This window comes from Methylobacterium sp. A49B, from assembly GCF_053346215.1.
Genome location: NZ_JBKFBO010000112.1, coordinates 79,946 through 102,125 on the forward strand (window position 1 = coordinate 79,946; position 22,180 = coordinate 102,125).

Sequence of the window (22,180 nt, forward strand, 5' to 3'; positions counted from 1 at the left end):
CTACATTGAACAATAGTAAGCGAATTTAATCCGGGCCGTTTTGGATTCGCAATCGGAAACGTCGCCACTGTGACTGCCAAGGGTTAGGCATCCGCCCTCCCGAAGCAACGAGCATTCTCGCTAACGGCTCTGATCGCTTAATTTCAAGCGCACAGAACGCATAAATCACATAAACGTGATCTCAATCCGTGTCCAGTACTTAAACTTGGAACGACCCCTAAGAGACAGCATGTGTATTTAGGAAGAATCTGGAGATTTCGTGACTCCGCGGGTCGGGATCCGGCAGGGTACCCCGGCCACGTCTGACCTGGGCGGGCGGCCATCCCCGGACGGCACGTCATGATCTACAATCTGCAGGTTCTGCGCGCCCTCGCGGCATACGGCGTGTTCCTGACCCATTTCGGCCCCTATGCGGCGCCGATCCTGCCGAGGCCGGACCTCTTCGCCTTCGGCGCGACCGGCGTCGATGTCTTCTTCGTCCTGTCCGGCTTCATCATGTTCGTGAGCACGAGCGGGCGTGGGGAGACGGCCGGACGCTTCCTGCTGCGGCGGGCGGCGCGGGTCGTTCCGGTCTACTGGCTTGTCACAGTGGGGCTGGCTCTGATCGCCATGACCGGCTTGAAGCCCATCGGGATCATGGAATTCCGAGCGGAGTATCTGCTGCAGTCTCTGCTGTTCGTGCCGTTCTCGCGCGGCGGCTACATCGAGCCATTGGTCTCGGTCGGCTGGACGCTCAATTATGAGATGTTCTTCTACGCAGCCTTCGCCGGCCTGCTGCTGGTGCCGATGCTTGCTCAGAGAGCGCTGGCCGCAGGTGCGCTTTTCGCCGGGCTGATGCTCCTCGGCCTCCTGCCCGGCCCGGGGTTCTACTGGGCGTTCTACACGAAGCCGATCGTGGTCGAATTCGCCGCCGGGATCGGGCTCGGATACGTCTATCTGCGCCTCGGCGCGCCGAACCCGGACTTCCCGGTTCGGCGCGTGGCCGTGGCAGCCTTCGCGGCGGCCGGCCTGCTCATTCTGGGCGGACAGGTCGTCGCCGATGCCTGTGGCTACGGACCTGAAATGACCGGTTTCATGCGGCCGCTGGTCTGGGGCACCGCAGCAACCCTCATCGTCGGCGCGATGCTCCTTCTGGAGCGCGGCGGGGTCTTGGTGCGCTCGCGCTGGCTGCTCGCGCAGGGAAATGCCAGCTACTCCTTCTACCTCGTCCACAACCTCCTCTTGCACACCGCCGCGAAGGTCGTGTCGCCCATCCTGGCTCCAGGCCTTCCGCGGGTCACGCTGATCTTCCTGCTCGCGTTTGTGGCCTCGGCCGCGATCGGAGACATGCTGTACCGGCACGTCGAAGTCCCGCTGAGCGCGGCCCTGCGGCGCCGGTTCGATCGGCAGCCGGCCTCCCGCCCTGTGGCGGAGGCCGCAACCTCGTAACCGGACCTCAACTGCCAGATCGAGGCGGACGCGGCGGGCCACCCATGATGGACGCTCGCGCCGCCTGCGCGCGGCGGGATCCAGATGCCTCGCCCGAGGCCGCTTGACGTCCGACGACCACGGATATCGAGACGTCGGGCAGCCGACCCGAAATCGATATCGAACTTAATATTAAATTGCAATTAATCTTACTATCGCTCTTTCCTCACTGAACGGATGCTATTTAATCCCTGCATTCGCGGCGTTGACTTCTTTTTTATCCGCGAAAACTCTACTCCCCGTAGGCAGCACCGCATTTCCAGGGCGAGATCCGCTTGGCGGACACCCGCCCCCGACGTTCGGCGCACCGACGAGGAAGCTGCGATGCGTGTCGCGATCGTACACGACTGGTTGTATGTGGTCGGAGGTGCCGAGCGGGTCCTCGAGCAGTTGCTCAGGATCTATCCCGGCGCGGACGTCTACGCGCTGTTCGACTTCCTGCCGGAGGAGGATCGGGCCCGCCTCGGCTACGAGCAGGCGCATACCAGCTTCATCCAGCGCATGCCCTTCGCGCGCACGCGGCACCGGAACTACCTGCCTTTGATGCCCCTCGCGATCGAGCAATTCGACCTGTCGGCCTACGACCTCGTCATCTCGAGCAGCTACGCGGTGGCGAAGGGCGTCCTGACCGGACCCGACCAGCTGCACGTATCCTACATCCACTCGCCCATGCGCTACGCCTGGGACATGCAGCATACCTATCTGCGGGAGAGCGGTTGCGAGGCCGGGGTCAAGAGCCTGCTCGCCCGCCTCGTGCTGCATCGGATGCGGGTGTGGGACTTCCGAACCGCGGCCGGGCCGAACGCCATCGTGGCCAATTCGGCCTTCGTGGCCCGGCGGATCAAGAAGGTCTACGGCCGTTCCGCGGAGGTGATCCACCCGCCGATCACGCTGTCCGACCAGCGCTTCGAGGGGCCGCGCGGGAACCACTTCCTCGTCGCGAGCCGGCTCGTCCCCTACAAGAACGTCGAGGCGGTGGTGCGCGCCTTCGCGCAGCTCCCGGACCTCCACCTCACCGTGGCGGGCACCGGTCCGGACGCCGCGCATCTCCGGGCGATCGCCGGACCCAACGTCTCCTTCGCCGGCTTCGTCTCCGACGCGGGGCTGCGCCACCTCATGGCCACCGCCCGCGCCTTCATCTTCGCCGCCGAGGAGGATTTCGGCATCATCGTGCTGGAGGCCTCCTCCGAGGGCACGCCCGTGCTGGCGCTCGGCCGCGGGGGCGCCCGGGAAACCGTCCAGGTGCGCGGCCCGCAGCGCACCGGCATGTTCTTCGAGACCCCCGAACCCGATGCGGTCGCGGCCTGCGTGCGGCGGTTCATCCAGCAGGAGGACCATTTCACCCGGGAGGCCTGCAGGTCCCAGGCGGAGATGTTCTCGGCCGATCTGTTCCGGGTCCGCTTCTCGCGCTTCGTGGACGAGCAGATGGCTCAGCATCGGGCGGCCTGCGAGACCCGGCCGCGCATCCTTCCGCGACTCGAAGCTGTGGGCTGAGGACGATGTCCATGTCGCTCATGACGGTCGACCTGGCGAACCGGTCTCCGGTCCGCGCCGCCCCGCCGGCGACGGAGCGCCGCGAGGGTCTCGCCGCGCCCCTCGCCCGGATCTGGCGCCGCCGCACCCTGTTCGCGGTGGTGTTCACCGCGGTCCTCGGCCTCGCCATCACAGCCCTGATGATGATCCAGCCGCAATACGTGGCGAGCGGCTCTGTCATCGTGGCGGAGGCCGAACCGGGCGCCCACAACGCCTCGATGGCCTGGATCCAGAAGATCGGCGACCCCGCCGACATCGAGAGCCAGATCCTGGTGATCCGCTCCCCGCGGCTACTGCGGCTCGCGATCGAGGACGGCCTCGCCGCCCCCGTGCTGGCCGAGTGCCGCTACGCCGCCACCGGCGGACGTCCCGCGACGATCTCGGAGAAGAAGGACGCGGCCTGCCTGAAGCTGACGACCGACCGCAACGCCCTCGTCGAGTACCTGCAGAAGCGTTACGCCGTCACCAGTTCCGGGCGGTCCCGCATCATCACCATCGGCTACAAGTCGCCGCTGCCCGAGACGGCGCAGACGATGGCCAACGCCCTCATCAACGCCTTCCTCGAGGATCAGCGCGAGGCCCAGGCCTCCAGCCGCAAGTCCGCGGCCGACTGGCTGCACACCGAGGTCAGTCAGCTCGACGCGTCGATCCGCAGCGACGAGACCCGGATCCAGGATTTCCGGCGCCGCAAGGGGCTGCTGAAGGGGTCGAGCGCGCCGATCAGCGCCGAGCGCCTCACCAACATCAGCCATCAGCTCGCCAATGCCGAGGCCGCGAAGGCGGACGCCGCCGCGCGCCTCGGCGAGATCGAGAACCGAAGCCGCGACGGCTCCGAAAGCGCCCCCGCGGTGCTGGCCAGCCCGACCATCGTGGCGCTCAAGCAGCAGCTCAGCGGCGTCAGCGCCCAGCTCGCCAACCAGAGCACAAACCTCGGGACGAACCATCCGGCGATCCGGGCGCTGATCACCGAGCGGGCGAGCCTGCGCGCGCGCATCGATCAGGAGATCGGCACCATCGCGCAGGGATTGCGCAAGACCTACGAGGCGTCGAGCGCCCTGGCCACGTCGCTCCGCGCGCAGCTCGAGACGGCCAAGACCGAGGCGGCCGCCGCCATGGACGACGAGGCCTCGATCGAGGGCATGGTCCGCAACGCCGAGATCAAGCGCACACGCTACGCCGATCTCGTCAAGCGCACGGGCGAGCTGGAGACCGAGCGGCGCATCCTCACCGGCAGCACCCGGCTGGTCAGCCTCGCCGAACTGCCGCAGGAGCCGTTCTCGCCCAAGACCCTGCCGTTCCTGGCAGGCGGCATCGTGCTCGCGGGCGTGCTGGCCTCCGCGGCGGCGCTCCTGCGCGACGTCACCGACCGGCGGGTGCGGACCTCCGCGCAGTTGATGGCGGGGACCGGCGCCCCGGTCTTCGCCCAGCTGCCGTGGCTGGAGGCCCCCGGCTTGGTCGGGCGCCTCTCCGACCGCCATCGGGAACTCGACCTGCCCGACGCCCTGGCGCGGGCGCGGATCGACCCGACGATGCAGAACGTCCTGCGCAACCTCCACGCCCATCTGGTGCTGGTGGGCCGGAGCGCCTCGCAGGTCGTCCTGGTGACCTCGTCGAAACCCCGCGAGGGCAAGTCGTTCACCGCCTTCGCGATGGCGGGGATCGGTGCGGCGAGCGGGCGCCGGGTGCTCCTGGTCGAGTGCGACTTGCGCCGGCCGAACTTCGAGGGATCGCTCGGCCTCGGACGAAGCCCCGGGCTCGGCGGCGTTCTCCGCAACGAGATCGACCCCGCCGACGCCGTAGTCTCGACCGGCCGCTTCGACGTGATCCCGGCCGGGACCCCCACGCCGGACTCGACCGAGTTGCTGATGAGCGAACGCATGCGCGACTTCATCGCCTGGAGCCGCCGCTACGACCTCGTTCTCCTCGACACGCCGCCGACCAGCCTCCTGATGGACGCGTCGATGCTCGCCCGCCACGTGGACGGCGTGCTCTGCTGCGCGCGCTACGGCCGCTCGCAGCTCTCCGACACCGTCGAGACCGTGGCGAACCTGCGCCGGGCGGGGGGCACAGTCCTCGGCATCGCCATGACGATGGTCAGGCCGGGCCTGCAGCCGACCTACGACGTGACGCCGCTTCCCGAGCCGCGCCACGCGGAGGCGGTGTGATGAGCGGCGCCCTGCCCGCCGAGGCGCTTCCTGCCGGCCGGCCCCTCGACGGAAGCCGCGGGGTCCAGATCGCGGAGCGCAGCCGCCCCCGGGTGCTGTTCGTCAGCCATACCGGGACGATGTCGGGGGCGGAACTCGTCCTGCGCGACGTCGTGCGCCCCTGGCCCGGCTCGGCAGCCTTCCTGTTCGAGGACGGCGCCCTCGCCAGCGACCTGAGGAGCCGGGGTCTCGAGATCCGCCTGGCGCGTCGCGGCACCGGCCTGTCGGGCCTGCGCCGCGATGCCTCGCCCCTGCGCGCCCTTCCGGTGCTCGGGCGGCTCGCGGGGCTCGCGCTGGAGCTGGCCGGCGCCGCGCGCGACTGCGACGTCGTCTACGCCAATTCGCAGAAGGCCTTCCTGCTCTCGGCGCTGCCCGCCCGGTTGGCCGGTCGCCCGATCATCTGGCACCTGCACGACATCCTCGACGGCGCCCATTTCGGCCGGGCCCAGCGGATCGTGCAGGCGCGCCTCGCCAACCTCTGCGCGGCCCGGGTCGTCGTGCCGTCGCAGGCTGCGGCGGACGCCTTCGTGCGGGCCGGCGGGCGATCGCACCTGGCGACGATCGTGCCGAACGGCCTCGACCTCGACCGCGATCCCCGCCCCCCGGCGGTTCTGCGGGCCGAACTCGGCCTGCCGGTGGGGCCCCTCATCGGCGTGTTCAGCCGCCTCGCGCCCTGGAAGGGGCAGGACGTGGTGATCGAGGCGCTGGCCACGCTTCCCGGTGTCCGATGCATCGTGGTCGGCGCGCCCCTGTTCGGCGAGGACGCCTACGCCGCGCAGCTGCGCGATCTGGCGGCGGCGCGCGGCGTCGCGGACCGGGTGCTGTTCCTCGGCCAGCGCGGGGACGTGCCCACGCTGATGCAGGCGGTGGACGCGGTCGTGCACCCGTCGGTGGATCCCGAGCCGTTCGGCCGGACCCTCGTCGAGGCGATGCTGGCCGGCGTGCCGGTGGTCGCCACGGACGCGGGCGCCTCGTCCGAGATCCTCGACGGCGGCGCCGCCGGCACCCTCGTGCCGCCGCGGCGGCCCGACCGCCTCGCCGCTGCACTCGCGGAGCTGCTGGCGGCGCCGGACGCCTTCGCGGCGCGCACCCGCCTCGCCCGGGAGCGGGCGCTGTCCCGCTACGGGGCGGCCGGGATGCAGACCGCCCTCGCCGACCTCATCCGTCAGGTCGCCGCCCGCGCCTGAGCGGCCGGCGATCCTCCCAGACGATCGGAGCCGATGGAACCGACATGCCGCGCGTCCTCGTGAACATGCCGAGCCAGTTCGCCGGGCGGCCGTCCGGCGTCGCGCTCGTCGCCTTCCGGGTGATCGCCGGGTTGCTCCAGCGGGGCACCTTCTCGGTCGTGCTCCGCTCGCCCTGGACGCGCGCGCAGCTGCCCCCGGCGATCCGCGATCGGATCGAGGTGGTCACGGTGGCGCGCCCGCGCATCATGCTGCTCGACGTCCTGCGGCAGGCCTTCGCGGTCCCGAGGCTGTGCCGGACCCGGAACATCGACGTGGTGCTCAATGCTGACCCCTACGGTGCGGCCTTCGGGGGACGCGCGCGGGTCAGCGTTGTCCACGATCTCTACTTCCGGACGATGCCCGACCGCACGGGGTCGCGCGAGGCGCTGACCACGGACCCGATCTTCCGGCTGGTCCTCGGCAACAGCGCCCGGATCATCGCGGTCTCGGAGACGACGCGGGCCGACCTCGGGCGCCACTATCCGTTCCTGCGGGACCGGACGCAGACGATCCCCTCCGCCGCGATGCTCGATCCCGCGGCGACGGATCCGACGTTCGAAGCCCCGGCCGGGCCCTTCGTGCTGGCGGTGGGCAACGCCCTCTACAACAAGAACTTCGCGACCCTGGCCCAGGCCGTCGCAGCTCTCGCCCAGCCGGGACTCGGGATCGTCCACGTGGGCGAGGATCCGGACGAGGCGATCGCCGCCGCCCTCGGCGACGCTCCGGTGCGGCTGACGCGCCTGGCGCGGGTCGGCGAGGGCCGGCTCGCCGCCCTCTACCGGAGCGCCCTGTGCCTGTGCGTGCCGTCCTTCGCCGAGGGCTTCTGCCTGCCCGTCCTCGAGGCGCAGGCGCTGGGCTGCCCGGTGATCTGCTCGAACCGGTCCGCCACCCCCGAGATCGCCGGCGCGGGCGCGCTGACCTTCGACCCCGCCGACGCCGCGGCTCTGACGGCCTGCCTGCGCCGCCTCATCGACGAGCCCGGGCTGCGGGACGCGCTGATCGCCCGCGGTCACGACAACGCCCGCCGGTACGACTGGGCCGAGACGGCCCGCCGTTACGAGGCGCTGCTCCTCGACGCGCTCCGCGACGCCGCGCGCGAGGATCCCGCCCAGGAGGTGCCGCATGCGCATCCTGCACCTTAGCTCCCTCTACGCGCCCGAACAGGTCGGCGGCGCGGAGCTGATGGTCGAGACGCTGGCGCGCAGCCAGGTCGGGCTGGGCCACGCCGTCGCGGTCGCCTGCGCCTCCCGGCAGGTGCAGGCGCCGGCGATACAGGACGGCGTCACCGTCTACCGCACCGGCCACGGGACGCCGTTCCACATCCTCGACTGGCCGCAGCGCGGGCGCCTCGACCGCCTTCGCTACAAGCTCGCCACCCAGTGGAACCGGCCGACGCTCGCCCGGATGGCGGCCGCGGTCCGGGACTTCGCGCCGGACGTCGTCAACACGCACTCGATCTCGGAACTGACCCCGGCCATCTGGCCGATGCTCCGGCGGCTCGGCGTCCCGGTGGTGCATACGCTGCACGACTTCACCAGCCTCTGCACCAACGGCGCGATGGCACGGCACGGCCAAGCCTGCGCCGGCCAGCACCTGAAATGCCGAGTCTATTCGGAGCCGCACCGGCGCTGCCAGCGGGCGGTCACGGCGGTCGCCGCCGTGGGTTCGGACATCCTGGAGCGGCACGTCGCGGCCGGCTTCTTCGAGACGGTGCCGGCGGCCCTGCGTCAGGTGATCTGGAACCCGATCCCGCTGGCGGACCCGCCGACCCGCGAGCCGCGACCACCGGGCGCGCCCGTACGGTTCGGCTATCTCGGCCGCATCGAGCCGTCGAAGGGTTTCGACGTGCTGCTCGATGCCTGCCGGCGCCTGCCGCACCGGGGCTGGCACCTCGCGGTCGCCGGCCGGGCGGTCGACGGGCTCGACCGCTACCATGGCCTGACCGAGGGGATGCCGGTCACCTTCCTGGGCTACGCGGAGCGCGACGCCTTCCTGGACGGCATCGACTGCCTCGTCGTCCCGCCGGTCTGGCCCGAGGCTTTCGGCCGGACGGTGGCGGAAGCCTACGGCCGCGGCGTGCCGGTGATTGGGACCGCCATCGGCGGCATCGGCGAGCAGATCGGCTACGGCCCGTGGCTCGTGCCGCCTGGCGACCCCGCCGCCCTGGCCACGGCGATGGCACGGGTCATCGACGAGCCCGGCCGGCTCGCCGACGGGCTCGCCCGCGCCGCGACGGTCCGCGCCGGGACCGATCCGGCCGCCGTCGCGTCCGCCTACCTCGATCTCTACGCTGCGGCCCGCAGCGCTCTGCTTTCTGAATCTTCCCCGGCGCGCGCGAAGCGCCCGCACCTCAGCGAGTGCCGTCCATGACCGCCGCCGCCCTGCCCCAGGCCTACGCCCGCCTCATGCCCGGCACGCCGGCCGCCTCGGGTCGCGACGCGCGGCTCGACGGCAGTGCCCTGCGCGCCGCCACGACGCCGCTGCGGATCCTGCACCTCAGCGCGCTCTACCCGCCCTACATCGTGGGCGGCGCGGAGCGCTCGGTGGAGCACCTCGCCGAGGAACTGGTCGCGGCGGGCCACACGGTCGCGGCGGCCTGCATCGCCCGGGAGCCCGAGCCCAAGAGCTTGCGCGGCGGCGTCACCGTCTACCGCATGGCGCACCACAACGATTTCTGGCTGGAGGACTGGCCCAAGGCGAGCCGCGTCGGCCGTGCCTGGGCGAAGCTCAAGCAGCAGTGGAATTTCGCCATCGCGGCCGAGTTCGGCCGGGTCCTCGACGACTTCCGGCCCGACATCGTCAACACGCACTCGCTTCTCGACGTCTCGACCCTGGTCTGGCGCGAGGCGGCCAAGCGCGGCATCCCGATCGTCCACACGGTCTGCGAGTACGACCTGATCTGCGGCAACGCCGCCATGTTCAAGAACGGCAAGCCGTGCGAGCGCTGGCACCTCGGCTGCAAGGTGGTCAACGCGGCCAAGCAGGTCACCAACCGCGCCGTGGACGCCGTCGTGAGCGTCGGCACCGAGATCCTCAAGACCCACGTCGCCCACGGCCTGTTCACCCATCTCGCGCCCGAGCGCCGCCGGGTGATCTTCTACTCCTGCACCGTCCCGGAGGGCGACCCGGAGGCGCGGCGGCGGATCGACCGGACGGGCAAGCCGATGACCTTCGGCTATCTCGGCCGGATCAACACCGAGAAGGGCGTCGGCACGCTGATCGACGCGTTCCGCCGGATCGTGCCCGGCGACTGGCGCTGCCTCGTGGCCGGGCAGGCGATGGACGACTCGATCGAACGCTTCAAGGCGCGCGCCGAGGGCCTGCCGGTGGAGTTCGTCGGGTGGGCCAAGCCCGCAGACTTCCTCAGCGCCATCGACGTGCTCGTCGTGCCCTCGTTCTGGGCCGAGCCCTCGCCGCGCACGATCTACGAAGCCTACACGATGGGCGTCCCGGTGATCGGCGCCGCCTCGGGCGGGATCCCCGAACTCATCGGCGAGGACAACGCCGACTGGCTGTTCACGCCGGGCGACGATGCCGATCTCGCCGCGCGGCTGAAGGCCGTGATCGCACGGGGGCGCGGCGATCTGCCGGACGAGCGCAGCTTCCAGCACGTCATCCGCGAATCCACCTCGGAGCGCGTCGCCGAGAAGTACCTCGACCTCTACGCCGAACTCGTCGCCGAGCGTCGGGCGGCCCGACCGTGAGCGCCGGCACGCCGGTTCTGACCGAGGCCGCGGCGGCCGCGGACGCCTCCGAGATCGTGCCGGGCCTCTCCGGCAGGGAGGTGACAGGCCGATCCTTCGACGCGGCGCGGTGGGTCGCGCTCGCCTCCGTGGGCAACGTCGTCCTGAGCTTCGGGGTCTTCCTCGTGCTCGCCCGGCTCATCGGGCCGGCGGAGTTCGGGATGGTGGCGATCGCCGCCGTCTTCATCGATATCCTGCAGATCGTGGCCCGCTGCGGCCTGCCGGACGCGGTGGTGCAGCGCGCCGATTGCGACGAGGATTTCGCCGCCACCGCGTTCTGGGTGATGCTCGCGGCGGGCGCGCTCTGCGCGGCGTCGCTGGTGGCCCTCTCGGCCCCGATCGCCTGGATCTTCGACCTGCCGGAGCTGCGCCCGGTCCTGTGCGCGCTCTCGGCCTGTTTCGTGATCACCGCCGCCGGCGCCATCCACGAGGCGCGCCTGCAGCGCAGCTTCGGCTTCCGGAAGCTCGCCCTGCGGGCGCTCGGCTCCAACATCCTGGGGGGCGCGGCCGCCCTGGCGCTGGCGTTTGCCGGCTACGGCGTCTGGAGCCTCGTGGTGCAGCGCCTCGTCGCCGCCACGGCGACCACGCTGCTGACCTGGACGGCGTCCCGCTGGATCCCGGCCCGCCGGGTGGACCTCGCCGCCGCGCGCGCGCAGATCGCCTTCGGCCAGCGGATCTTCTGCACCTACCTGCTGCTCGTCGCGTCGATCCGCAGCCAGGAGGTGATCGCCGCCTACTTCCTGTCGGCCGCCGATGTCGGCTACCTCCGCCTCGCGTGGCGGTGCATCGACCTCGTGAGCCAAGTGGCGGTCATCCCCCTCACCACGGTCGGCCTGACCACCTATGCCCGCCTGCAGGACCGGCCGGCGGACCTCGCGGCGGCCTTCCGGGGCTTCACCGTGGCCTCGGCCTTCGTGGCGGTCCCGGCCTTCTTCGGCATGGCGGCCGTCGCCCCGACGCTGATCCCGTTCCTGTTCGGCGACCAGTGGCACGATGCGGCGCCGGTCCTGCGGACGCTGGCGCTTCTGGCGCCGGAATTCGTCGCCACCTCGATGCTGTGGATGATCTTCACCGCGCTCGGGCAGACCGGCACCGCGCTGCGGCTGGCGGGCGCCCAGTTCGGCCTCGGCGCGCTGGCGGCCGTCGTGACGGCGCCCCTGGGACTCGCGGCTCTGGCCGCCGGGCACGTGGTGCGGGCCTACCTGTTCACGCCCCTGATCGTGGGCCGGGCCGGCCGCCTCGTCCCGGTGAGCAACCTGAACCTTGCCCGCGTGCTCCTGCCGGTGACGACCTGCGCGGCGGTGATGGCGGGACTGGTTCTGCTGGTCCAGGACCCGATCCGCGAGGCCTTCGGCGACCGGTTCGGCCTGTTCGCGGCGGTCGGGGTCGGCGTCCTGGCCTATGCCGTCCTCGCCCAGGCCCTCATGTGGAATACGGTGCGGACCGCCCTCGCCTTCTTCCTGCGCCGCAACGGCTGATCTGCACCCTCCGCCAACCTTTGTGGGCGAGAGTGACGGCGACGGACCGGCACCCGCGGCGGGATGCGCGGGCGTTCGAACGGGTCGGGACCATGACGGGACGGACAGCGTCGATGAGGGAGCACGCGCCGGCATCGTCCGTCGTGGTCGACGGCGCGGCCGTCTTCCTCCTCGGCGCGGCCCTGCAGTTCAACGTTCTCACCTCGTCCTTCGGGTTGCCGTTCCAGCGCCTGTCCGATCTCCTGCCCTTCCTGCTGATCCCCTGGTTCGGCCTGCGCCGCGCCGTCGTCGCGGAAGCCCTGCACAACATCGCGCCGATCATGGGGATCGTCGCCCTGATCGCGATCTCCCTGGTCCTGAAGGCGCACACGCTGGCGGGCGACGTCTACCTGACGCTCGTCCTGCTGCTCTACATCGTCCAGGGGTTCATCCTGCTCGTCCTGTTCCGCGACCGGCGCCTCGAGAATGCCTTCTGCATGGGCCTGCTGGCGGGCCTCCTCGGATCCGTCGCCGTCCTGCTGCTCGCCTCGACGGGCGCGTCCCTGGAGCGCTTCGGCCTCGCGGTTCCGACGGACGGGGTCGACGAGGAACTGAGGCTGTTCTTCCAGGACAAGCTGGGCGGGCTCTGGGTCTCCGGAAACGAGACCGGCCACGTCTTCGCAGTCGCCGGGGCTGCGGCACTGCTGCTGAGCCTGCGCTACCGCATGAAGGCGATCTACCTCGTCTATGTCGCGGCCCTGCTGACGAGCTTCCCCCTGACGAACAACCGGGCGGGCCTGTTCATGCCGCTGCTGTGTCTGGCCGTGCTGATGCGGCGGAACATGCGGGCGCCCGTCGTGCTGAGCGTGCTCGGGATCCTGAGCGTCCTGGCGATCGCTTGGTCGCTGACCGGGGACATCCCCCTCCCCGGGACCCTGGCGCAGGCGCTCGAGAGGCGCTTCGCCGCGGACACCAACCTCTCCGGCAACGTCGACGAGCGGTTCCTGTCCGGGGTCTCCGCCCTTCAGCTCGTCGCCGCCTACCCGTTCGGCGTCGGCGAGATCGCCCGGCGCGAGGAACTCCAGGCGCTCACCGGCCTCGTGACGCCGCATAACGGGTTCGTCTCCCTGGCGCTGCAGAGCGGACTCGCCACGCTTCTGCTCCTCGTCGCGGGGCTCATACGGATCCTGACGGCGCCCGCGGCTGCCGGTCCGCTGCTGACCTACACAGCCCTGTTCCTGATCCCGTCGCTGATGTTCGAGGAGCTCTCGGTCAATCAGTACGTCCTGTTCTTCATGGCCCTCGTCGTGGCGTCGCTGGCGATCCCGCTCGACCACGCAGCCCGGCAGTCGGGGCCGGCCGATCGGATCCCCGTCTGACCGCATCGCTCGAGACTGCGCCGTCATCACGGTTGCAGTCGCCTGCCCCAGGGTTGCGCACCCTCGATCGGCCCAGCGTTGTCCCGATCGCTTCACGCCGCGCGCGGCCGGCAGCGCCGGAGCCGTTACCCGGACAGGCCGGGCCGCCGTGCACCGGGCGCAGGTCAGATCGCGGCCCGCGCAGTCTTCAGGCGTGCTGCGCGATGATGCCCCGCACGGCAGCCAGCATACGCGCTCGGGCATAGGGCTTGCGCAGGAAACAGGCCCCGCTCGGCACGTCGCCGGGAACCGGCTCGACCTTGCCGGAGGTCATGATGATGCCGACCTTCGGCCAACGCCGGTCGATGCAGGCCGCCAAGACGATACCGTCGAGCCGACCGCGCAGATCGATATCGGTGATGACCACACGAATAGTGTCTAAATTTTCCAAGGCACAGACAGCATCCGCCGCGCTGCAGACGTCAACGGCCTCGTATCCGGCGATTTCCAGTCCCTCGACGGCGGCCATCCGCTCAATGACTTCATCTTCCACGACGAGTACCGCTGGCTGTGAACGGCGCGGCATCTTCGAGCGCGAACACATCACCAGAAATTCTCCGCCGCCACCCCTCACGGTTCATGAACTATCAAATCCGCGCCCCGATCAAGCCACGCAGAGTTGCAATTTATCAATTTTTGTAAGCAGAAGTGGCATTTACAGCGCCGCCGCGCGCATAAAACGCTGCCGCCATTGTGCTTTTGCGGAAAACATGATCTTTATACAGAAGTGCCATCCGAAAGTCTGAGATTATAACTTGAGTTGCGTATTCGAATGCAATACAGGTTGCGCATAGCTCGGCGCCGGGCCGAAGGCAGCGTCGATATAGCCTCCCAGACTATCGAGGCGCCGACCGTCACCGCGGCGATCGAGGTTGCCAGCCGCGCCATGGGCGCGTTCCTGGCGGATGTACCGGGCATCGGGATCCTCACAGAGGACGCAGCGGGCGGCCTCGTCTGGTCCTGCCGACGGAACATGCCCTCTCCGCCGGAGCCCGAGTTTTTCCTGTCCTGACGTGCCTCTGACCCGGCCGGCCTGGGCGGCGCGGCCGGTGGTCAGGCCTGTGCGGATCGAGACAGGTCGGGGTCCAGCGTCCGCGCGAGCGACCGGGCGATAGCGACCAGAGCCGTCACGATGGGTGTCGACGGCTCCCGGCGCGGGGCCACGAGGCCGATCGTGTGCTCCAGGTCCGGGGCGGTGATCGGAATGGCGCGCACGCCATCCATTGGGCCCAGGGCGTCCACCAGGATCTCCGGCATGATCGAGGCCCAGCGCAGGGTGCGCACATGGGTCAGCAGCACGATCATCGAGTTGGACTCGAGGGTGGCGGCGGGGTCCGCGCCGGCCTCGCGGATCTGCTGGTCGATGATCCGCCGGTTCTGCATGTTGGGCGTGAGCAGGCAGAGCGGCAGGCTGCTGGTCTCGGCCCAGGTGACGCTCGACCGCCCGTCGAAAGGGCCGCCGATGGCCGTCACCAGGCGGTAGCGCTCCCGGTACAGCGGGACCGACACCACGCGCCCCAGGGGCTCGTTGTCGAGATAGGTGAGCCCGGCATCGGCCTCCAGATTCTCGATCAGTGAGAAGATGTCTGCCGAGGTCGCGGACTCCACCGAGAGTCGCACGTCGGGATGGCGTTCCCGATAGGGCGTCGTCAGCTCCACGACCATCGGCAGAGCGGTCGGGATCGCGGCGATGCGCAGGTGGCCTGTCAGCCCTCGGCGCAGGCCCGTGACCTCCTCGTGCATCGCCCGCGCGTCGGCCACGATGCGCCGCGCCCATTCCAGCACCCGCTCACCCTCGGGGGTGAAGCCCTGGAAACGGGATCCGCGCAGAACGAGCTGCACGCCGAAGCGGTTCTCCAGCTGCTTCACGCCGGCCGACAGGGTCTGCTGGGTCACCCCGCAGGCTTCGGCGGCATGGCCGAAATGCTGCTCACGGGCGAGCGCGAGCAGGAAGTCCAGCTTGTCGATCACGACGGAAGGATCCTGGCACGGCGAGGCGCGCCGAGCCTAGCGGCCCGCCGCGCCCGCCACAACCGGCGGCCCGGCCTCAGCGGAACAGGATGAAGGCCTTCGACAGGGTGATGCCGATGCCCCAGACGATCGGGATGCCGACCACCGCCCAGGCCAGGGCGGCGCCGAGGCTGAAACCGCCGCGCCCGATGCCGAAGGATCCGGACGGCCCATCGGCCGTGGCGCCGGTGCGGACGTCGAGGGACGCCCGCTCGGAATCGGACATGAACCAGCGCTGGGCCAGGGGCCGGACCAGGAGGTTGCAGAGGAAACCGACCGCCAGGAAGCTCGCCAGCACGTACATGGTCCGGCCGTAGAGGTCCGCCCCCTGCACGCCCGCGGCGACCTGCGCCTCGCGGATCTTGGTGATGACGAACGGCCCGACGATGCCTGCCATCGACCATGCGGTGAGCAGACGCCCGTGGATGGCACCCACGAACTGTGTGCCGAACACGTCGGCGAGGTAGGCCGGGACCGTCGCGAAGCCGCCGCCGTACATGGACAGGATCACGCAGAAGATCGCGACGAACAAAGCCTGCGAGCCGATGCCGGCCGCCCAGGGTGCCGCCGCGTAGAGCAGGCCGCCCAGCGCGAAGAAGATCGCGTAGGTGCCCTTCCGCCCGATCCGGTCCGACATCGAGGCCCAGAAGAATCGGCCCAGGATGTTGAACAGCGAGAGCAGGCCGACGAAGCCGGCCGCGATGGCGGCGACCTGCGCCTTCTGGCCGCCGTCGAGGGCGGCGAAGCCGGTGCCCGGCAGGCCGATCAGCTCGCCGCCGAAGATCTCCTGGAGCATCGGCGAGGCCAGCGCCAGCACGCCGATACCGGCGGAGACGTTGAGGAACAGGACGAGCCAGATCATCCAGAACTGGAAGGTCTTGTGCGCGTCCCGCAGGTGGACGTGGCCCGAGGCGATCATGGCGTTCTTGGCGGTCGGGGCCGTCCAGCCATCCGGGCGCCAGCCGGCCGGAGGAACGCGGTAGCCGAAGGCGCCGCCCAGCATGAACAGGATGTAGCCGACCCCCATCACCGCGAGCGTCTGCCAGACACCGGCCGAGTCCGCGGTCCGGAAGCCCTTGATCAGGGTGTCTGCAAGCGGCGAGCCGATCATCGCACCGCCCCCGAAGCCCATGATGGCCATGCCGGTGGCCATGCCGCGGCGGTCGGGGAACCACTTGATGAGGGTCGAAACCGGCGAGATGTAGCCGAGGCCGAGCCCGACGCCGCCGATCAGGCCCATGCCGAGCCAGACCAGCCAGAGCTGGTGGACATAGACGCCGAGCGCGCCGATCAGGAAGCCGCCGCCCCAGCACAACGCGGCCACGATGCCGGCCTTGCGCGGGCCCGCGCGCTCCAGCCATCCGCCGAACAGGGCGGCCGACAGGCCGAGCACGACGATGCCGATGGAGAAGACCGTAACGAGGTCGCTGACGCGCCAGTCACAGGTGGTGGTGAACAGGGCAGTCATCACGCCCATGTCGGGGCAGGCGGCCGGCGCGGGCTTGCCGACGGAGAGCGCCCGCGTCAGCGGAAGCCAGAAGACCGAGAGGCCGTAGGCCATCCCGATGCAGAGATGGATCGCGAGCGCCGCCGGCGGAACCAGCCACCGGTTGAAGCCCGGCCGGGCGACGATGCGCTCGCGCGAGAGCAGACCCGGCGCGACATCGGGCGCGACCGCACCCGCAACCCCAAGACTCATGACGTCATCCTCTCCGGCAGCCACTTGGATGGGCGGCTTGTCGGAGGATGATGCGCGATCTGTGTGCAGGGCACCAGAGTCGCGCCACGCTTGGGCGACATTTTTAATCCTGATTGCAACGGTTTGTATGCAGCAGGGCCAAAGAAAAGGGCCCCGCAAGGGGCCCTGATCACGCGCGCTCCGCGCTTTACCGCCGGTCTCAGCCCGCGTCGCTGGCCCCGGCCCCGGCGAGTTGCGGGTCCCGGGTCGCGGGACGCACCGGGCTGTCGGCGGCCGGCTCGGCGCCGTGCAGCGCCCGCCGCACCAGATCGTCGACCCGGTCGCCCTGCTCCGGCAGGGCGGCCTCGAGATGCGCGATCATCTTGGGCGTCCAGAACGCCTTGATGTGCTTCTGGATTCCCGCGACCGCCTCCTCCTCCGGGTAGGACCGGAAGAAGGTGGCGATCTGGTTGGCCATGCGGACGAGCTTGTCCGCCTGCGTCACGGCACTCATCGGATACTCTTACTCTGCCGCGTCCAGGGTCTGGGCGATCCGGGTCAGGGAGAAGTCCTCCTCGTAGAACTTCGCCTGCCAGTCGGAGGGCCGGTTGGTCCGCCGGACCTGCACCGCCGTCACCTTGTACTCGGGGCAATTGGTCGCCCAGTCCGAGTAGTCGGTGGTGATGACGTTGGCGCCGGTCTTGGCGTGGTGGAAGGTGGTGTAGACCACGCCGGGCTGCATCCGCTCGGAGACCTTGGCCTTCAGGGCGATGTCGCCCGAGCGGCTCTCCAGGGCGACGAGGTCGCCGTCCACGATGCCGCGCAGCTCCGCGTCGAACGGGTGGATCTCCAGCACGTCCTCCTCGTGCCAGCGCGAGTTCTCGGTGCGCCGGGTCTGCGCGCCGACATTGTACTGGGACAGGATCCGGCCCGTGGTCAGGATCAGCGGGAACTTCGCGCCCGTCCGCTCCTCGGTGGCCACGAACTCGGTCATCATGAACCGGCCCTTGCCGCGGACGAACCGGTCCACGTGCATCATCGGCGTGCCGAGCGGCGCCTTCTCGTTGCAGGGCCACTGCACCGAGCCAAGTTCGTCGAGCTTGGCGTAGGACACGCCGGTGAAGCTCGGGGTGAGCGAGGCGATCTCGTCCATGATCTCGGACGGGTGGCTGTAGTTCATCGGGTAACCCAGCGCGTTGGAGAGCATCACCGTGCCCTCCCAGTCGCCGTAGCCGCCCATCGGGGCCATGACCTTGCGCACGCGGGAGATGCGGCGCTCGGCATTGGTGAAGGTCCCGTCCTTCTCGAGGAACGAGGCGCCCGGCAGGAAGACGTGCGCGTATTTGGCGGTCTCGTTCAGGAACAGATCCTGGACGACGATGCACTCCATCGCCTTCAGGCCCGAGGTCACGTGGTGCGTGTCCGGGTCCGACTGGGCGATGTCCTCACCCTGGATGTACATGCCCTTGAACGAGCCCTCGACGGCCTCGTCGAGCATGTTGGTGATGCGCAGGCCCGGGGCGTTGTCGAGCTTGGCGCCCCAGAGGGCCTCGAAGCTCTCGCGGGTCGCGTCGTCCGACACGTGGCGGTAGCCGGTGAGCTCGTGCGGGAACGAGCCCATGTCGCAGGAGCCCTGGACGTTGTTCTGGCCGCGCAGCGGGTTCACGCCGGCGCCGAGCTTGCCGATGTTGCCGGTGGCCATGGCAATGTTGGCCATGCCCATGACCATGGTCGAACCCTGGCTGTGCTCGGTGACGCCCAGCCCGTAGTAGATGCCGGCCGCGCCGCCCTTGGCGTAGAGCCGGGCCGCGCCGCGGACCTCCGCCGGGTCGAGACCGGTGAAGGGCTGCTGGCTTTCCGGGGAGTGCCGCTCATCGGCGATGAACCGGGCCCAGGACTCGAACTCGGCCAGATCGCAGCGCTCGCGGACATAGGCCTCGTCGACCAGCCCCTCGGTGACGATCACGTGCGCCAGCGCGTTGATGAAGGCGACGTTGGAGCCGGGCTTCAGCGGCAGGTGATAGTCGGCCTTGATATGGGGCGACTTCACGAGGTCGATCTTGCGCGGATCGGCGACGATCAGCTTGGCGCCCTCGCGCAGCCGCTTCTTCATGCGCGAGCCGAAGACCGGGTGGCCGTCGGTCGGGTTGGCGCCGATCACCAGGATCACGTCGGAATGCTCGACCGACTTGAAGTCCTGCGTGCCGGCCGAGGTGCCGAGCGTCGACATCAGGCCGTAGCCGGTCGGCGAGTGGCAGACGCGGGCGCAGGTGTCGACGTTGTTGTTGCCGAAGGCGGCGCGCACCAGCTTCTGGACGAGATAGGCCTCCTCGTTGGTGCAGCGCGACGAGGTGATGCCGCCGACCGAATCCTTGCCGTACTGGGCCTGGATCCGCTTGAACTCGGAGGCCGCGCGGTCGATCGCCTCCTCCCAGGAGACCTCACGCCACGGATCCGTGATCTTCTCGCGGATCATCGGCTTGGTGATGCGGTCCTTGTGGGTGGCGTAGCCGTAGGCGAAGCGGCCCTTCACGCAGCTATGGCCCTCGTTGGCCTTGCCGCCCTTGTAGGGGACCATGCGGACGACGCGCTCGCCCTGCATCTCGGCCTTGAACGAGCAGCCGACGCCGCAATACGCGCAGGTCGTCACCTCCGCGTGCTCGGGCTGGCCGTACGCGTGGATCGATTTCTCCTGCAACGTGGCCGTCGGACACGCCTGGACGCAGGCGCCGCAGGAGACGCACTCGGACTCGAAGAAGTTGGTCGGGCCGGCCGCCACGCGGCTGTCGAAGCCGCGGCCCGCGATGGTCAGCGCGAAGGTGCCCTGCACCTCCTCGCAGGCGCGGACGCAGCGGTTGCAGACGATGCACTTCGACGGGTCGTAGGTGAAGTACGGGTTCGACTCGTCCTTCGGCAGGTACTTCTCGGAGCTCGGCCGGACGTGGTTGTCGCCCTCGTAGCCGTAGCGCACGTCGCGCAGGCCGACGACGCCCGCCTGGGTCTGCAGCTCGCAGTCGCCGTTCGCCGCGCAGGTCAGGCAGTCGAGGGGGTGGTCGGAGATGTAGAGCTCCATCACGCCCTTGCGGAGCTTGGCGAGCTTCTCGTTCTGCGTGTGCACCACCATGCCGTTCTCGGCCGGGGTCGTGCAGGAGGCCGGGGTGCCGCGCCGCCCCTCGATCTCCACGAGGCACAGGCGGCAGGAGCCGAACGGCTCCAGCGAGTCGGTGGCGCAGAGCTTCGGGATCTGCGTGCCGGCATGCATCGCCGCCGCCATCACCGAGGTACCGGCCGGCACCGTCACCGACATGCCGTCGATCGTCAGCGTCACCGTCTGCTCGCTGACGCGGATCGGCGTGCCGTAGTCGATCTCCTTGATCAGGCCCATCGACGTCTCCTCACTCGGCCGCGGCCGGCAGATCGCCGGCGCGCCTGAAATCCTCGGGGAAATGGGTGATCGCGCTCATCACCGGCATGGGCGTCAGACCGCCCATGGCGCAGAGCGAACCGTCGGTCATGACCTCGCAGAGGTCCTCGACCAGCTTCAGGTTCGCCTCCGGCCGGATGCCGGCGATCACCTTGTCCATGGTCTCGACGCCGCGGGTCGCGCCGATGCGGCAGGGCGTGCACTTGCCGCACGACTCGGTGGCGCAGAACTCGAAGGCGAAGCGGGCCTGAGAGGCCATGTCGACGGTGTCGTCGAACACCACGATGCCGCCGTGGCCGACGAGGCCCTTCTTGGCCGCCATCGCCTCGTAATCGAGGGGCGTGTCGAGGAGATGGTCGGGGAAGTAGGCCCCGAGCGGCCCGCCGACCTGCACGGCCCGGACCGGCCTCCCTGAGCGGGTGCCGCCGCCGAAATCCTCGATGACCTGACGGAGGGTGATGCCGAAGGCCATCTCGATCAGGCCGCCGTGCCTGACGTTGCCGGCGAGCTGGATCGGCAGGGTGCCGAGCGACCGGCCCATGCCGTAATCGGCGTAGGCCCTGGCGCCGTTCTCCAGGATCCACGGCACGGCCGTGAAGGTCATGACGTTGTTGACCAGCGTCGGCTTGCCGAGGAAGCCCTTGAGCGCCGGGATCGGCGGCTTCGCCCGCACGATGCCGCGCTTGCCCTCCAGGCTCTCCAGCAGCGAGGTCTCCTCGCCGCAGATGTAGGCGCCGGCGCCGAGGCGCACTTCCAGGTGGAAGCTCTTGCCGGAGCCCAGGATGTTGTCGCCGAGCACCCCGGCCTGGATGCCGTTGGCGATCGCCTCCTTGAGGGTGGCGAAGGCCTGCGGGTACTCGGAGCGCAGGTAGATGTAGCCGCGGGTGGCGCCGGTCGCGACGCCCGCGATGGTCATGCCCTCGATGAGGTTGAAGGGGTCGCCCTCCATCATCATCCGGTCGGCGAAGGTGCCGGAATCGCCCTCGTCGGCGTTGCAGACCACGTATTTCTGGTCCGCCTTGGCGAGCATCACGGTGTTCCACTTGATGCCGGCCGGGAAGCCGGCACCGCCCCGGCCGCGCAGGCCGGAATCGCGCACCGCCGCGACGATGCCCTCGGCATCGAGCTTCAGGGCGGCCTCCAGGCCGCGATAGCCGCCATGGGCCCGGTAATCCTCGACGGAGACCGGGTCGATCACGCCGCAGCGGTGGAAGGTCAGGCGCTGCTGCCGGGCGAGGTAAGGGATCGCCTCCGGATCGCCGAGGCGCAGGGCGTGGTCGCCGCCCGTGGTCAGGCCGGCATCCAGCAGGGCGTCAACATCCTTGACCGTCACCGGCCCGTAGGCGACGCGCCCTTTGGGCGTGCCGACCTCGACCATCGGCTCCAGCCAGAACAGGCCGCGGGAGCCGGTGCGGACGATCGTGACGTCCAGTCCGCGGCGCTCGGCGCCGGCGAAAAGGGCACGGGCGACCTTGTTGGCGCCGAGGCCGAGCGCGACGGCGTCGCGCGGGATGTAAAGCGTGACGCTCACTGGCGCACCTCCGTCAGGGCGGCCTCAAGGGCGTCGGCGGTCAGATGCGCGACCGGCTCACCGTCCACCAGCGCGGCGGGGCCGTTAGCGCAGAGGCCGAGGCAGTAGACCGGCTCGACCGTGGCGCTGCCGTCAGCCGTCGTCTCGTGCCAGCCGCAGCCCAGGCGGCCGAGGATCTCGCGGTGCAGCTTGTCCGAACCCATGGCCTGACAGGCTTCGGCCCGGCACAGCTTCACCTCGTGACGGCCGGCGGGGTGGGCTCGGAAGTCGTGGTAGAAGGTGATGCAGCCGTGCACCTCGGCGCGGGACAGGTTCAGGGCGTCCGCGATCAGCGGCACGGCACCGGAATCCACGTAGCCGAACGTCTCCTGCAGCGCGTGCAGGATCGGCAGCGTGGCCCCTTCGAGATGGGTGTGTTCGGCGATGATCCCGGATGCGCGCTCTGCGCTCCAGGGCTCGTGACGCGCCATGGTTTCCAGCCCAGTCTGT

General features: G+C 69.9%; 16 protein-coding genes. 9 read left to right on the top strand and 7 right to left on the bottom strand.

From position 1 onward, the window contains the following. Nucleotides 1-339 precede the first annotated feature (339 nt). The 9 genes from ACLBX9_RS19395 (at nt 340) to ACLBX9_RS19435 (ending at nt 13,009) form a co-directional block, all read left to right on the top strand. On the top strand, nt 340-1,428 hold the full coding sequence (locus ACLBX9_RS19395) for an acyltransferase family protein (protein ID WP_447720088.1): 1,089 nt from the start codon (nt 340-342) through the stop codon (nt 1,426-1,428). Nucleotides 1,429-1,791: 363 nt separating this feature from the next. Then, nucleotides 1,792-2,961, top strand: coding sequence for a glycosyltransferase (locus ACLBX9_RS19400; RefSeq protein ID WP_010684589.1), 1,170 nt, complete (start codon nt 1,792-1,794; stop codon nt 2,959-2,961). Between the two features lie 11 nt (nt 2,962-2,972). Next, nucleotides 2,973-5,165 (top strand): GumC family protein, encoded by a 2,193-nt coding sequence (locus tag ACLBX9_RS19405; RefSeq protein ID WP_447720089.1) that lies wholly within the window; start codon nt 2,973-2,975, stop codon nt 5,163-5,165. Next, nucleotides 5,165-6,391 carry a glycosyltransferase gene (locus ACLBX9_RS19410; protein WP_447720090.1) on the top strand — a complete coding sequence of 409 codons (1,227 nt, stop codon included), beginning with the start codon at nt 5,165-5,167 and terminating at the stop codon, nt 6,389-6,391. Before ACLBX9_RS19405 ends, ACLBX9_RS19410 begins: the two co-directional genes overlap by 1 nt. A gap of 44 nt (nt 6,392-6,435) precedes the next feature. Beyond that, on the top strand, nt 6,436-7,572 hold the full coding sequence (locus ACLBX9_RS19415) for a glycosyltransferase family 4 protein (RefSeq protein WP_447720091.1): 1,137 nt from the start codon (nt 6,436-6,438) through the stop codon (nt 7,570-7,572). Continuing rightward, nucleotides 7,553-8,800, top strand: coding sequence for a glycosyltransferase family 4 protein (locus ACLBX9_RS19420; RefSeq protein ID WP_447720092.1), 1,248 nt, complete (start codon nt 7,553-7,555; stop codon nt 8,798-8,800). The genes ACLBX9_RS19415 and ACLBX9_RS19420 overlap by 20 nt, the downstream gene beginning before the upstream one ends. A gap of 110 nt (nt 8,801-8,910) precedes the next feature. Further along, nucleotides 8,911-10,134, top strand: a complete 1,224-nt coding sequence (locus tag ACLBX9_RS19425) for a glycosyltransferase family 4 protein (protein ID WP_447720184.1) — start codon at nt 8,911-8,913, stop codon at nt 10,132-10,134. Continuing rightward, nucleotides 10,131-11,651: a lipopolysaccharide biosynthesis protein gene (locus ACLBX9_RS19430; RefSeq protein ID WP_447720093.1), complete on the top strand. Its 1,521-nt coding sequence runs from the start codon at nt 10,131-10,133 to the stop codon at nt 11,649-11,651. The genes ACLBX9_RS19425 and ACLBX9_RS19430 overlap by 4 nt, the downstream gene beginning before the upstream one ends. Before the next feature lie 113 nt (nt 11,652-11,764). Continuing rightward, nucleotides 11,765-13,009, top strand: coding sequence for an O-antigen ligase family protein (locus tag ACLBX9_RS19435; RefSeq protein WP_447720094.1), 1,245 nt, complete (start codon nt 11,765-11,767; stop codon nt 13,007-13,009). Between the two features lie 187 nt (nt 13,010-13,196). Here ACLBX9_RS19435 and ACLBX9_RS19440 read toward each other — a convergent pair whose 3' ends face one another. The 7 genes from ACLBX9_RS19440 to ACLBX9_RS19470 form a co-directional block, all read right to left on the bottom strand. Further along, complete coding sequence (locus ACLBX9_RS19440) at nt 13,197-13,592, bottom strand: response regulator (RefSeq protein ID WP_244625717.1); 396 nt, start codon at nt 13,590-13,592, stop codon at nt 13,197-13,199. A gap of 509 nt (nt 13,593-14,101) precedes the next feature. Continuing rightward, a complete protein-coding gene (locus ACLBX9_RS19445; RefSeq protein ID WP_010684579.1) occupies nt 14,102-15,019 on the bottom strand; it encodes a LysR family transcriptional regulator in 918 nt (305 codons plus the stop codon). A 76-nt stretch (nt 15,020-15,095) separates the two neighbouring features. Beyond that, on the bottom strand, nt 15,096-16,757 hold the full coding sequence (locus ACLBX9_RS19450; RefSeq protein WP_010684578.1) for an OFA family MFS transporter: 1,662 nt from the start codon (nt 16,755-16,757) through the stop codon (nt 15,096-15,098). 199 nt (nt 16,758-16,956) lie between these two features. Further along, complete coding sequence (locus ACLBX9_RS19455) at nt 16,957-17,250, bottom strand: formate dehydrogenase subunit delta (RefSeq protein ID WP_010684577.1); 294 nt, start codon at nt 17,248-17,250, stop codon at nt 16,957-16,959. Between the two features lie 9 nt (nt 17,251-17,259). After that, nucleotides 17,260-20,121, bottom strand: a complete 2,862-nt coding sequence (gene fdhF / locus ACLBX9_RS19460; RefSeq protein ID WP_447720095.1) for a formate dehydrogenase subunit alpha — start codon at nt 20,119-20,121, stop codon at nt 17,260-17,262. A gap of 10 nt (nt 20,122-20,131) precedes the next feature. Next, the gene (locus tag ACLBX9_RS19465; RefSeq protein WP_447720096.1) at nt 20,132-21,691 is read right to left on the bottom strand and encodes a formate dehydrogenase beta subunit; all 1,560 of its coding nucleotides are present in this window, start codon (nt 21,689-21,691) and stop codon (nt 20,132-20,134) included. Next, nucleotides 21,688-22,161 (bottom strand): formate dehydrogenase subunit gamma, encoded by a 474-nt coding sequence (locus ACLBX9_RS19470; RefSeq protein WP_010684574.1) that lies wholly within the window; start codon nt 22,159-22,161, stop codon nt 21,688-21,690. The genes ACLBX9_RS19465 and ACLBX9_RS19470 overlap by 4 nt, the downstream gene beginning before the upstream one ends. Nucleotides 22,162-22,180: the final 19 nt, after the last annotated feature.

Bases quoted from the DNA above. Each gene is read 5' to 3' on its own strand.
- ACLBX9_RS19440 (WP_244625717.1), bottom strand. From the start codon at position 13,592: ATGTGTTCGCGCTCGAAGATGCCGCGCCGTTCACAGCCAGCGGTACTC.
- ACLBX9_RS19395 (WP_447720088.1), top strand. From the start codon at position 340: ATGATCTACAATCTGCAGGTTCTGCGCGCCCTCGCGGCATACGGCGTG.
- ACLBX9_RS19435 (WP_447720094.1), top strand. From the start codon at position 11,765: ATGAGGGAGCACGCGCCGGCATCGTCCGTCGTGGTCGACGGCGCGGCC.
- fdhF (WP_447720095.1), bottom strand. From the start codon at position 20,121: ATGGGCCTGATCAAGGAGATCGACTACGGCACGCCGATCCGCGTCAGC.
- ACLBX9_RS19420 (WP_447720092.1), top strand. From the start codon at position 7,553: ATGCGCATCCTGCACCTTAGCTCCCTCTACGCGCCCGAACAGGTCGGC.
- ACLBX9_RS19400 (WP_010684589.1), top strand. From the start codon at position 1,792: ATGCGTGTCGCGATCGTACACGACTGGTTGTATGTGGTCGGAGGTGCC.
- ACLBX9_RS19405 (WP_447720089.1), top strand. From the start codon at position 2,973: ATGTCGCTCATGACGGTCGACCTGGCGAACCGGTCTCCGGTCCGCGCC.
- ACLBX9_RS19410 (WP_447720090.1), top strand. From the start codon at position 5,165: ATGAGCGGCGCCCTGCCCGCCGAGGCGCTTCCTGCCGGCCGGCCCCTC.
- ACLBX9_RS19455 (WP_010684577.1), bottom strand. From the start codon at position 17,250: ATGAGTGCCGTGACGCAGGCGGACAAGCTCGTCCGCATGGCCAACCAG.
- ACLBX9_RS19415 (WP_447720091.1), top strand. From the start codon at position 6,436: ATGCCGCGCGTCCTCGTGAACATGCCGAGCCAGTTCGCCGGGCGGCCG.
- ACLBX9_RS19450 (WP_010684578.1), bottom strand. From the start codon at position 16,757: ATGAGTCTTGGGGTTGCGGGTGCGGTCGCGCCCGATGTCGCGCCGGGT.
- ACLBX9_RS19470 (WP_010684574.1), bottom strand. From the start codon at position 22,161: ATGGCGCGTCACGAGCCCTGGAGCGCAGAGCGCGCATCCGGGATCATC.